At 59.9% G+C, this 12508-nt stretch carries 9 protein-coding genes and 1 pseudogene; 6 read left to right on the top strand and 4 right to left on the bottom strand.

Annotated elements, in window-relative coordinates; genetic code table 11:
- From P8K07_05090 to P8K07_05065, 6 genes and pseudogenes are all read left to right on the top strand, one after another.
- A partial coding sequence (locus P8K07_05090) for a Gfo/Idh/MocA family oxidoreductase (GenBank protein ID MDG1957899.1) occupies window positions 1-622 on the top strand: 622 nt, incomplete at its 5' end.
- 44 nt (window positions 623-666) lie between these two features.
- The gene (locus P8K07_05085) at window positions 667-1470 is read left to right on the top strand and encodes an SDR family oxidoreductase (GenBank protein ID MDG1957898.1); all 804 of its coding nucleotides are present in this window, start codon (window positions 667-669) and stop codon (window positions 1468-1470) included.
- A 64-nt stretch (window positions 1471-1534) separates the two neighbouring features.
- Window positions 1535-3001: an aldo/keto reductase gene (locus P8K07_05080; GenBank protein MDG1957897.1), complete on the top strand. Its 1467-nt coding sequence runs from the start codon at window positions 1535-1537 to the stop codon at window positions 2999-3001.
- A 193-nt stretch (window positions 3002-3194) separates the two neighbouring features.
- Window positions 3195-3611 (top strand): annotated as a pseudogene (gene msrB, locus P8K07_05075) (peptide-methionine (R)-S-oxide reductase MsrB).
- 88 nt (window positions 3612-3699) lie between these two features.
- Window positions 3700-4776 (top strand): ferritin-like domain-containing protein, encoded by a 1077-nt coding sequence (locus tag P8K07_05070; GenBank protein ID MDG1957896.1) that lies wholly within the window; start codon window positions 3700-3702, stop codon window positions 4774-4776.
- 9 nt (window positions 4777-4785) lie between these two features.
- Window positions 4786-5577, top strand: a complete 792-nt coding sequence (locus P8K07_05065; protein ID MDG1957895.1) for a Coq4 family protein — start codon at window positions 4786-4788, stop codon at window positions 5575-5577.
- A 38-nt stretch (window positions 5578-5615) separates the two neighbouring features.
- Here P8K07_05065 and P8K07_05060 read toward each other — a convergent pair whose 3' ends face one another.
- The 4 genes from P8K07_05060 to P8K07_05045 all read right to left on the bottom strand — a co-directional run.
- On the bottom strand, window positions 5616-7373 hold the full coding sequence (locus P8K07_05060; GenBank protein ID MDG1957894.1) for a homoserine O-acetyltransferase: 1758 nt from the start codon (window positions 7371-7373) through the stop codon (window positions 5616-5618).
- 53 nt (window positions 7374-7426) lie between these two features.
- Window positions 7427-8740, bottom strand: a complete 1314-nt coding sequence (locus P8K07_05055; GenBank protein MDG1957893.1) for an O-acetylhomoserine aminocarboxypropyltransferase/cysteine synthase — start codon at window positions 8738-8740, stop codon at window positions 7427-7429.
- A gap of 165 nt (window positions 8741-8905) precedes the next feature.
- Entirely contained in the window at window positions 8906-10738 is a 1833-nt protein-coding gene (locus tag P8K07_05050; GenBank protein ID MDG1957892.1) for a hypothetical protein, read from the bottom strand.
- A 365-nt stretch (window positions 10739-11103) separates the two neighbouring features.
- A partial coding sequence (locus P8K07_05045; protein MDG1957891.1) for a hypothetical protein occupies window positions 11104-12508 on the bottom strand: 1405 nt, incomplete at its 5' end.

Genomic DNA, 12508 nt, shown 5'->3' with positions numbered 1-12508 from the left:
GTTTCATTACCGCTACCACCCGCTCTTTGCGCGCGTGCTCGACATCATCGCCAGCGGGGTCCTCGGCCCTCTGCAGGAGCTGGAGGCATCTTTTCTGGTTCCGGTCGAAGACCGCAGCAACTTCCGCTGGCAGCCGGGCCGGGGCGACGGCGCCCTGATGGACCTTGGCTGCTACCCGCTGCATTGGGTGCGCACCGTGACCGGCGAGGAACCCGAGATCCTCGAGGCTCACGCCGAGGCCGATGCGGGCGGCACGGACGCGGCCATGAGCGCCCGGCTATCCTTTCCCGGCGGTGCCTCGGCCCGGATTCATTGCGATATGCAGGCCGATGTTCGCTTCGAGGCCGCATTATCCGTGCACGGTCGCGACGGTACGCTGCGCGTCCTGAATCCGCTGGCCCCGCATCTCGGTCACAAATTGACGCTGGAGACCGCCGACAACAAGCTGCCCGAGTCGATTTCGGGCCAGACCACCTACACCCATCAACTGGAGCATTTTCTCGCCGCCTGCCGGGGGCAAAAAGATGCCTGCCCTACTTCGGGCCTCGACAGCGTGGGGAATATGCGGGCAATCGATGCCATCTATGCCGCTGCGGGACTGCCCCCACGACAGCGTCCGTGAGAGGACTCAACATCGGGAGGAATCCCAGCTATGAAAAGAGGGTCATGAAAATACAAAATCTCTTTTCAATCGAAGGCAAAGTTGCATTGATCACCGGCGGATCACGCGGCATCGGCGAAATGATCGCCGCGGGATTTCTGGCCAATGGCGCCAAGGTCTACATCAGCGCCCGCAAAGCCGAGGTCTGCGATGCCACCGCCAAACGACTCAGCGAGCAATTCGGCGGCGAATGCATCTCGGTTCCCGCGGACGCCTCGACCGTCGAGGGCTGCGAGGCGCTGGCAGGCGAGATCAAGAAACGCGAGTCTCGCCTCGACATTCTGGTCAACAATGCCGGTGCTTCCTGGGGTGCCCCCCTCGAGGAGTTCCCTGAAGTCGGCTGGGACAAGGTGATGGATATCAACGTCAAGGGCGTTTTCTTCCTCACGCAGAAACTGCTGCCCCTGCTCGAAGCCGGTGCCACCAGCGAGGATCCGTCGCGGGTGATCAACGTCGGTTCGATCGACGGCCTCAGCACACCCGCCTTCGAGACCTTCTCGTATGGTCCTTCGAAAGCCGCGGTTCATCACCTGACGCGCGTGCTCTCGGCGCACCTCGTCAAACGAAACGTCATCTGCAACGCGATCGCGCCGGGGCCCTTCCCCACGTGGATGCTCAGCACCGGGGTCGGTGGCGGCGGCGATGTCGAAAATACGGATTGGGATGCGGTAGCGCGAACCAACCCACGCCAACGAGTCGGCACGGCCGAAGATATCGCGGGACTCGCGATCTTTCTTTCGTCGCGCGCCGGTGCCTTCACGGTGGGGGAAGTCATCACGTGTGACGGCGGGGTCCTGATCAACCGCTAAAAGGGTCGGCGTCGCGGCCGTCTCTATCGTCTCGGTCACGGCGCCTGCCTTGGGGACATCATCTATGGGAAAACTCGTTTTCGCAGCCTGGGTCGCTACCGTGCTCTTGTCATGGGCCGTCCTTGGACCCTATCTCGGCTATTTGATCGAGGGGTACGACAGCAGCCAATTGGGCAAGGTGCCGCTGGTCCTTCTGCTGGTATGCGTTCTCGGGTCTGTGGCCGGCACGGTCGCATGGGCGCGCAAACTCCGGAATCGTCAGACCGAAAGCACCGCCAGCCCGCAACGGCGAGTTCTTCTCGGCTCGCTCGGCACCGCCAGCGGTCTGGCCGCTACCCTGGGTGCGGCCATCGCACCCAATTCCCGATGGTACTCGACCACCGTCAAAAATATCTTCCTTCCAAGCCCCTCCTACAAGGCCGATCGCTACCACTCGGATTGGGAGGGAACGCAGATCGCGGCCTATCGCCGCCTCGGACGAACCGAAGCCATGGTTTCGGATATCTCGATCGGTACTGGTTCCTCGAGCGGCGGTCGGATGACGCCCGCGATTGCCCGCGAAGCGATCGAGAGGGGCATGAACTACTTCGATACCGCCCCGGACTATTCCGAAACGGGGTCCGAGACCGTGCTCGCCGAGGCCATGAAAGGATATCGCGAGCAAATTTTTCTCGCGACCAAATTCTGCACCACCAGCGGTCACCTCGGGCCCGGCACCTCCGTCCGGGACTATATGGCGGCGGTGGAAGGCAGCCTCCAACGACTGCAGACCGACTACGTTGACCTGGTGCATATCCACTCGTGCAATACGGTCGAGCGGCTTATGGACGAGAACGTTCACGAGGCCTTCGATCGCCTGCGCGATCAGGGAAAGGCAAAATTCCTCGGGGTCTCGACCCATACGCCCGATCTCGAGCCGGTCGCGCGCGCCGCTATCGAAAGCGACCGTTTCGACGTTCTGATGCTGGCCTATCATCACGGCGCCTGGCCGAGCCTGCAGGCGATCATCGATGAGGCCGCCGCCAATGATATCGGCGTAGTCGCGATGAAGACCCTCCGCGGGGGACTGCACCAGGGACTCGATTGGTCGCGCGACGAGGCCGACAGCTTCACTCAAGCCTCCTTCAAATGGGTCCTCGCCAACCCGAGCGTCTCATGTCTGGTGATCTCGCTATGGGAGCGCGCCCAACTCGACGAGTTTTTCTTCGCATCCGGACAGGTGCCCACCCGCGAGGACTTCGCCCTGCTCGACCGCTACGCCGAGTTGACGCAGGCGACACACTGCCGCCCCCATTGCGGCATCTGCCTCGACAGCTGCCCGGAGAACCTCGCCATCGCCGACGTCCTCCGTCATAAAAACTACTATGAGAGCTTCGGGGCACAGAAGGAAGCCATGCGGCTTTATGCCCAGCTCGAGCCAAAGGCAGATGCCTGCCTCAGCTGCCCGGCACCCTGTGCGGGCGCCTGTCCTTACGAGATCCCGATCGCAGAGCATACGCGAGCAGCCGATCGTTTACTGCGCCTGGCCTGAAAACAAACGAAAACCCAGCCCGCCCGGGCGTGAACAGATCCTTTCCTCCTGCGTCCAACACGTTAGGATGAGGAAGGAGAAAATCATGGCAATGGCAACTTGGATTCGACGACTCGGCATTCCCACAGCACTGCTGGGAACGACATTTTTCTTCGGCGCAAGCTCTGAGGTTCAGAGCCAGAAAGACGCAAAAGAACTGCGGCAAACACTCACGCCGATGCAATACCGCGTCACGCAGGAAGATGGCACGGAGCCCCCCTTCAAGAACGCCTATTGGGACAATAAAAACCCGGGCATTTACGTCGATATCGTTTCCGGAGAGCCGCTGTTCAGCTCGACCCATAAATATAAATCCGGGACCGGTTGGCCCTCTTTCGACCGCCCTCTGGTTCCGGAAAACGTCGTCGAGCGCACGGATTTCAAGATGATCCTCCCCCGCACGGAAGTCCGATCCAAAACGGCCGATTCACACCTCGGCCATGTCTTCAACGACGGCCCGGCGAGCACCGGGAAACGCTACTGCATGAACTCGGCGGCCCTCCGGTTCGTGCCCGCGGAGTCCCTCGAGGCTGAAGGATACGGCGCGTACACCAAACTTTTCGCTGACTGAACGGATTTTCGGGCCATTCAGCCCGCAGATAGCGCCAAACACCCCGTTTGGCTGGAGTTTCGGGGCGGGCCTCCGCTAGAAGTAGAGCATGGAATCCACAGCGATGAGGGACCTCCCGACCGAGCCCCAAACTACGGCAGACACGTTCGACGCGTCCATGTCCGTGGCCTGGCAGTTCAACTACGATATTGAACTCGAAAGTCTGCAGAGCCTCTACAGCAAGGCCAAGCAGAACCAATGGGACGGCGAAGAGGCGCTCGACTGGAGCGTCGAGATCGACCCAAGCAAACCCCTGATGGCCGAGAGCCAATTGCCTCTCAAGGACCTGCCTCTTTTTCAAAGGCTCTCCAAATCGCAACAGGAAAAGTTTACGGCTCATTCGACAGCCCAGCTCCTGTCGCAATTTCTGCACGGGGAGCAAGGCGCCTTGATGACCGCTGCGACCCTGACCCATGCGGTACCCCATTACGAAGGCAAGCTCTTCGCCGCGACACAGACCATGGACGAAGCCCGACACGTCGAGGTCTACGAAAAATACATTCGGAAACTCGCCATTGTCTATCCGATCGCTCCCTGGCTGAAGGAAACGATCGACAAGACGCTGGTCGCCGACCATTGGGTCAAGATCGCCATCGGCATGAATATGGTCGTTGAAGGTCTCGCCCTCGCCGCTTTCCACAATATGCGCCGATCGACGACCTGCGATCTCCTGCGCTCCCTGACCGAAGGCGTACTCCGCGACGAAGCCCGCCATGTCGCGTTCGGCAACCTCTATACGCGCGAGTCGATCGCCGAGATGCATGCGGACGACCGCGAAGATATCGCCCAATTTGCCTTCGAAGTCGTCAAATTGATGGCCGACGCCAATGGCGGCATCAAGGGCAATAAAATCCCTTCGCCAAACCCCGGGTTCACGCAGATGCTCGCCGAGTGCGACATCGACCCGATGGATTTCTTCCAGAGCGTTCAGGAAGCTGGCATGTCGGGCGTCAACGGCAAACTGCCCCCCGGCCAGATCCACTCCTTCAAGGACCTCATGATGCCGGCTCTGGTTCGCGTCGGTGCGATCACCGATCGCAGCCGTGAGTTGTTTGCGGCCGAGGAAATTCCGGTCTGGGATGATCTGCATATGCTCGAAGCCTTCGAGAACGACCAAATCATCTGATCCTGGCCCATGGGTTCTGCCGCCAAGTCTGTCGGTCCATCAACCGCCCCCAAGCGGCTCCAGAGGCATTGGGGCGAGGGGCTCGGCAACTTGTTTCGATTCTTGCGCGGCACTGGCGGGCTGGAATCAGCATTTGATTCGATGTTTGCGCTCGCCGGCCCGACAGTGGAACGCGAGTTCGATCGATTTGCGGCACATCCAGTCGGGCAGACCCTGCTTGCCGAGCGCCCCCGCCGCGATCTGAATGCGCTCCTCGCTGACCGCGAGCAACTAAACGCCATGCCCGCGGACAGCTTCGCTGCGGCCTATCTGGAGTATATGGGCGGCGCGGGCATGGGGACTTCGGATTATTTCCTCGCCGCGGCCAACCTTGAAGAAAAAGCGGCCCGCTTCGGCTGGACCGAAGACCAATGCTGGTTCGTCCGCCGGATGGCGAATAGTCACGACCTCTTCCATGTCGTATCCGGCTATGACCGCACCATTCTGGGTGAGGTTGGCGTCGATGCGTTCACCGCCGGCCAGATCCCTCTGCTGCCGCTCAAGCTTCTGCTCGCCTACCTCTTCCTTCTCAAACCGTCGGAGCCAATCGGATGGGTAGGATTTGTATCCCGGGCCTACCGGCATGGCCAGCAGACGCCGTCTCTGGCCTGCGTCGACTACGAAGACCTTCTCGGCAAATCTCTGGTTCAGGCGCGGCGCGAGATCGGCATCGTACCTCTCGACCAGGTTCATCCCCACGGATTCCCCACCCGAGGTCGCAAATTACGCCAGATGGAACGTGGCCTGAATCCGTCTGCGTAGGACCTGCCGCCCGCGCAGACCTTTCTCCCGAACGAGCGTCAGCGAGGCCCGAGGACAAACAAGGCAGTCTCGGCATTCCGATTCGGATCCGTGGCCTGCTTCGCCATCAGAGGTTGGCCTTCAGCATAGTAATGCTCCTCTTCCACCGACAGGCCCATCTCATCGCAGAGATGGCGGACATCCAGAATCGACGGGAATCGATTGTTCGGAGTGTCATACCAGTCATGACCGTAGGGGCCCGGCGACTTTGGCGACAACCCCTCCTCGGCCAGCATCCGTCGCATCGGAGCGTAAGCAAAATTCGCGAAGACCAGAAGCACGCGCCGCCCAACACGCAAGGAATCCTCGAGAAGCGTCCGGACGTTGGGAACCACCTGCAACGTCGATGAAATGACGACGTAATCAAACTGAGCGTCGTCAAATTCCGGCAGACCAAGGTTCAGGTCGCAGTCAATCACCTCGACATCGTGCTGCGCTGTCTGCACGATGCGATCGGTCTCGATCTCGACCCCGCAGAGACGCGCGTGATTTCGCTCCTGCAGGCGTGCCAGCAGATGTCCATCACCACAGCCCAGATCCAGAACCGAGGCACCCGCGGGAAGAATCTCCAATATTCGATCGTCTTCCGTGCGGGGTACCGCCAACTTTGGCTGGCTCAGGCCCACCCGGGACGCCAGCAGTGGCCCGAAAGTCGCGATTTCGCTCGACAGCAGAAATCCATCATGACCTCCGTCGGACTCCACCTCACAATACGAAACCGGCTTGCCCAAAGACGTGAGCGCGGACACCAGCTCACGACTTTGCGAAGGCGGGAAGAGCCAGTCGCTGGAAAAGCTCACGACCATCCAACGACACGTGGAGGACCGCAGAGATTCGACGCGAGCCTCATGGGTCCGACCCAGGTCCATCAGGTCCATGGCCATCGAAATGGTCATATAGGAATTGGCATCAAACCGGGTCACAAAACGGTGGCCCTGCATGGCCAGGTAGGAACCCACCGAAAATTGTCGCTCGAAATCACTTTCGATCTCGCGGGGTTCATGACGGTCCACATCAAATTTCTGCGCCATCGACTGCTGCGAGAGGTAAGTGATATGTCCCAGCATACGGGCGATCGCCAAACCCTTCTCGGGCTTTTCTTCCTGCTCGTAGTACTGCCCTTCGGCATAGGCGGGATCGGTTCGGATCGCGTTCCGGGCGACGACATCAAAAGCCAATGCCTGACTGGTCAGGCGCGCCGAACTCGCAATCACCCCTGCGGTCGCGACCCGGTCGGGATATCGGGTCGCCCAGAGAAGCGTCTGGTGCCCCCCCAACGATCCGCCCATCACGGCCGCCAGACGCTCGATCCCCAGCGAGTCGATCAGTCGAGCTTGTGCGTCCACCATGTCGCCGAGAGTGATCGCCGGAAAGCTCGCGCCATAGGGGCGGCTCGTCCCAGGCGGGCAATCGCCCGGCCCCGTCGTGCCTCGACAGCCGCCGAGCACATTCGAGCAGATGACAAAAAGTTCGTTGGTGTCGACCGCACGTCCCGGTCCTACAAGCTCTTCCCACCAGCCCGGATCGTCGTCGGCATCATGGCTCGCGACGTGAGAGTCCCCGCTGATCGCGTGACAAATCAGCACGGCATTGCTGCGTTCCGCATTCAGAGTGCCGTAGGTCTCGTAGGCGACCCGGAACTCCGGCAGGGAGGCCCCGCGCTCAAGCACCAGCGGCTCCGTGAAATGCGCCACCTGCAAATGGTTCAGGCGATTGGCGCTGCGCTGGCCATCCGTGCTGTGGAGAAATTCATCCATCGACAAGGGTGCTCATCGCGCCCGCGGCAAGGCCCGGGCGCGATGAGCGGCTATCAGGAGGCGGCCTTGACCAAAGCCTGCTCGATATCGGCAATGATATCGTCGGCGTCTTCGATCCCGACCGAAATACGCACGTACTCGGGGACCACGCCCGTCTGCTGCTGCTCTTCGGGCGTGAGCTGCGAGTGGGTCGTCGACGCCGGATGGATCACCAGCGTCTTTGCGTCCCCGATGTTGGCGAGATGCGAGGCCAACTCCAGGGAGTTGATGAACTTCTTGCCCGCCTCGAGACCACCCTTGATGCCGAAGCCCAAAATCGCGCCCGGTCCGTCCGGCAGATACTGCTTGGCGCGCGCGTGGTCCTTATGGCTGGCCAGACCGGGATAGTTGACCCACTCGACCTCGGAATGCCCTTCCAGGAAATCGGCTACCTTCTGCGCATTTTCACAATGGCGAGGCATGCGCAGGTGCAGGGTCTCAAGCCCTTGCAGGAAAAGGAATGCGGCAAACGGGCTCATCGCAGCCCCGGTATCGCGCAACCAATGGGTGCGGATATGCATCGTGTAGGCAACGTTCCCCAGAGGCGCGAGCGCATCGGTAAAGACGGCACCGTGATAGCTGGGCGAGGCCCCGCAGAACTCGGGCCATTTATCCGCCTGGTCGGCCCAGACGAAATTCCCGCTGTCGACAATCGCGCCACCGATATGAACACCATGACCGCCGATGAACTTGGTGGTGGAGTAGACGTTGATATCGATGCCGTGCTCGAAGGTCCGAAGCAAATACGGCGTCATCACCGTATTGTCACAAATCACGGGGATCGCACCATGCGGGGCCGAGTGTGCAGCGTCCGCGATCGCCTTGAAGTCAGGCACATCGTTTTTCGGATTCCCGATCGATTCCATGTAGACCAGACGTGTATTTTCATCCACGAGATCGTGAATCTGTTCGGGGTGGTCCGGGTCAAAGAAGCGGACTTCAATGCCGAGATTCTTGAAGGTCTGGGTGAAGAGAGTCCAGGTCCCACCGTAGAGGCTCGTCGATGCCACGAAGTTCTGGCCGGCATGGCAGATGGTCAGGATCGCTGCGGTGATCGCCGCTTGACCGGAGGCAAAGCTGAGCCCCATCACGCCGCCATCGAGAGCCGCCAGGCGCTTCTCGAGGACATCATTGGTCGGATTCATCAGGCGCGAGTAGATATTGCCGAACTCGGCGAGACCAAAGAGATTGGCCGCATGGTCGGTGTCGTTAAACACATACGAGGTCGTCGCGTAGATCGGTACCGCGCGGGAGTTGGTTGTAGGGTCAGGCTCCTGCCCGGCATGCAACGCCTGGGTGCCCAGGCCTAATTTCTTCTCTTCCGACATGATTTCCTCCGTTTCACAGCCCCGGCATCGAAAAACCCGGGTTCTCAGGATGTAGCGAGCCCACAGAACGCTGCAAGCACAATCCCCGCGATCAAAAAAAGCGCCGCTGCCCGGATGGGCAGCGGCGCCTATGCCACTCTCTGGTGGTTTTGCGATTCGAGATCGTTAGTTGTCGAAGCAGAAATAACCCAAGCTGCCCTGATACATCTCGTCCTGCGTCGTGATCCCGCCCTGAATTCGACAGGCATCGCAGAATCCGTCTCCGGCACCGGGGCTGGAGTCACACGCTGCATCATCACCCTTGTAGTTGCCACGGCCGTCGTCGCAGGTGACGGTTCGTCGAGCCTCCCCGAGGCTCTCGTTGACACAATGAGTGGGTTCGCAACCACCCGCTCCGCCAAAGAATCCGTAGGGTCGGAACGAGTTGCGGCTCATGCTTTCGGTGTCAATCTCGCCGTCTTCGTCGATCCCGTTTCGGTACAAAGTACAGAACTTGAATGTCCGAGTCGCGGGATCTTCCTCCGAATACTGGATCGGATCATCATAACGCATGACAACAGGGTCGTTATAGATGCGCGAGTCGTAGATCACTTCACCATCAGGGTTCGTCCACCAGGCGCGGGCACCCAACCTGTGGTTGTGCGAGCTCAGGTCCGTAAGGAAACAACCCTGAGGCAGCTCCACATCGGTACAAAGAACGTTTTCGGTATAGGGCGCAGCACCCTCGCGGGTGAGACGGGCAATACCAAACGTTCCCAAACCGCCCCCGTCATTGTCGGTGGTCTGTCTTCGGGAGCGCCACCGACGATCGTCGGCGAACTCGAAGTTCACCTGAGCGGTGATCTCGGCCTCCTTGGCCGTCAAATTGAATGCGTGGAGATTCCACGCAACGACCGTTCGACAGGGAGCGACCGAGTACACGCCCTCATAGTTCTCCGCGTAAAACTGCGGCTGCTGGGTCCCGACAAAGGTGGACAGATTGTTGCCATTGGCCGGGCCGTATCCGATACAGGCGGTCGAGAACTCCATTGGCGTTGTACATCGACCCTCGCCACAGAACTCCTCGTCTCTGGGATCACAGGCCTCACCGTCCCTCTCGCCGGTGCGGCAAGTCCAATCGGAGAATTCCGACGGATCCACCGCGTTTCCGCTCCAAGTCGACGAGGGCATCTGCACCAGCATGTGATGGCTCATCGGGGGCATCCGGATCTCGTTGATATAATAGTAGAAGAAGTCCGAATCCGGGATTCGATATTCATCGGGAATCAGATCGCAGAAGTCTTCAAACACCGCGACACAAGTCTCGGATTCGCCAGCCGGGTCGAGAACCGTAAACGGCATCTCGATCTGGACGCCAACTGCGGCATCCGGGGCTGCAAGCGGCGCGATCAGGAACGGTTCGGGGTCTGCCAGGCAGGCATCCTCGACGATTTCATCGGTGCCCTGAATCATCACCGTATCGTCCGGGGCGCCGCCGTAGATCCAGAAACGGATAATATCGACTTCAAGCTCGGTCAGCGCACCGCCCGAGGGCATCACGCCGCCGGAAATGACGACGTTCTCGTAAGGCGCCGCGATTTTCGAATAGAGGTAGCTCCGCTCGGTGTCGCCGGGATGGACCAAATCAAAATCCGACTGGTTCGACGGGACCTCGAAGATTGCGTCGTAGGAGTTCCACGGGCTCAGATCGAGGCCGGCCAGCGGGTTGTTCGATCCGTGACAACCAACGCAATTGTTGTCGAAGATCTCCTGGACGATCGCGTAGGTCGAATCATACTCGACTTCACAGTCGGGCTCAGGCTCAGGCTCAGGCTCAGGCTCAGGCTCGGGCTCAGGCTCAGGCTCGGGCTCAGGCTCGGGCTCGGGCTCGACGATTGGGTCATCGCACCCTTCGGGGATCAGGCAGAGTTCCCCGGAATTGCTGGAACCGCCGCAGCTCGCCATCAACAGCGCGGCAAAAAGCATGATGCAAAATGAGAAGGGGACGTTGGACTTCATAAAGCGATCTCCTGAGCAAAATCTAAATCAAAAAATAGCGACTGATCCTTGATTCTTATCATGGCCAAAACAGTTTTTCCTGATTAAATCTTGATTTCGACGCGTAAAGGGCGAAGGTCGTGCCAAACGGCACGAAAACCTGTCCAAGGCGCTTTTTCCGCGCTGGTCGCTCTGTTTTCGCGCGAACCTTCGAGCTTGGGCGAAGATCGCCCCCGAACAACCCGACGCGACGCGTCAATCTCTATTTCGTGCGTCGGGGCCATCCGCGGGCCATCCGGCGTGACATCCCGGATGACGAGCGGCGCTCGCTACCCCGAAGGACAACAGCGCCGCCCCAAACCATCAAAGAATTTCTCGATGCGAGATCAGTTATTATCCGGGCAGAAATACTCGAGGTTGCCCTGATACATCTCGTCCTGGGTGGTGATGCCTCCCTGAATACTGCAACCGTCACAGAACCCGTCTCCGGCGCTGGGATTCGAGTCACACACGGCATCGTTGCCCCTGAAGTTGTTGGAACCGTCATCACAATTGATCGTGCGACGTTCCTCCCCGAGGCTTTCGTTGACACAACGATAAGGCTCGCAACCACCCGTGCCACCAAAGAAGCTGTAGGGACGCTTCGATGAACGACTCATGCGACTCGTATCGATGTCGCCGTTTTCGTCGATCCCGTTGCGATACAAGGTGCAGAACCGGAACGTCCGGGACGCCCGATTGCCCGAGTACTGGGTCGGATTATCATCCTTCCAGACCACCGGATCATTATAAATCCGGGAGTCATAGAAGATGTTACCGCTGGGATCCGTCCACCAGGCACGGGCGCCGAGTTGGTGATTGTGCGAACCGGCACCCGTCAGGAAGCAACCCCGGGGCAGTGTGACGTCCGTACACAAGGTGTTCTCCGTATAGGCGGCCGCACCTTCGGCCGTGAGGCGACTGATACCGAACTGTCCCAAACCGCCTCCACCATCGGTGGTCCGACGCTGCGAGGGCCAGCGGCGATCATCGGCGAACTCGAAGTTCACCTGAGCTGTGATCTCGGCCTCCTCGGCCGTCAAATTGAACGCATGGAGATTCCACGCAACAACCGTTCGGCATGGAGCGACCGAGTACACGCCCTGATAGTTCTCCGCGTAAAACTGTGGCTGCTGGGTCCCGACAAACGTGGCCAGGTTGTTGCCGTTGGCTGGACCGTAACCGATGCAAGCAGTGGAGAACTCCATGGGCGTCGTGCATCGGCCCTCACCACAAAACGTCTGATCTCTGGGATCACAGGTCTGGCCGGCCCTCTCGCCGGTGCGACACGTCCAATCGGAGAATTGTTCCGGAGCCACGGAACCTCCGCTGAAATTCACCGCAGGCATCTGCACCAGCAGGTGGTGGCTGAACGGAGGCATCCGGATTTCATTGATGTAGTAGTAGAAGAAGTCCGAATTCGGGATTCGGTATTGCTCGGGAATCAGATCGCAGAAGTCTTCAAAGACCGCGACACAGGTCTCGGATTCGGCAGCCGGGTCCAGGACCGTGAACGGCATTTCAATCTGGATGCCGATCTGGGGCTCCGGGGACTTGAGCGGCGCGATCAGGAACGGCTCGGGGTCTGCCAGGCAGGCATCCTCGACGATTTCATCGGTGCCCTGAATCATCACCGTATCGTCCGGTGCACCGCCGTAGATCCAGAACCGGATCTTGTCGACATCAAGCCGGGTCAGCTGGCCCCCCGTGGGCATCACGCCTCCGGAAATGACGACATTCTCGTAAGGCGCC

This window comes from Candidatus Binatia bacterium (genome assembly GCA_029248525.1).
Taxonomy (GTDB): domain Bacteria; phylum Desulfobacterota; class Binatia; order UBA12015; family UBA12015; genus UBA12015.
This window is presented reverse-complemented; position numbering and strand designations above follow the sequence as displayed.

Coding starts and splice junctions, on each gene's coding strand:
- P8K07_05085 (MDG1957898.1), top strand. CDS start 667: ATGAAAATACAAAATCTCTTTTCAATCGAAGGCAAAGTTGCATTGATC.
- P8K07_05080 (MDG1957897.1), top strand. CDS start 1,535: ATGGGAAAACTCGTTTTCGCAGCCTGGGTCGCTACCGTGCTCTTGTCA.
- P8K07_05070 (MDG1957896.1), top strand. CDS start 3,700: ATGGAATCCACAGCGATGAGGGACCTCCCGACCGAGCCCCAAACTACG.
- P8K07_05065 (MDG1957895.1), top strand. CDS start 4,786: ATGGGTTCTGCCGCCAAGTCTGTCGGTCCATCAACCGCCCCCAAGCGG.
- P8K07_05060 (MDG1957894.1), bottom strand. CDS start 7,373: ATGGATGAATTTCTCCACAGCACGGATGGCCAGCGCAGCGCCAATCGC.
- P8K07_05055 (MDG1957893.1), bottom strand. CDS start 8,740: ATGTCGGAAGAGAAGAAATTAGGCCTGGGCACCCAGGCGTTGCATGCC.
- P8K07_05050 (MDG1957892.1), bottom strand. CDS start 10,738: ATGAAGTCCAACGTCCCCTTCTCATTTTGCATCATGCTTTTTGCCGCG.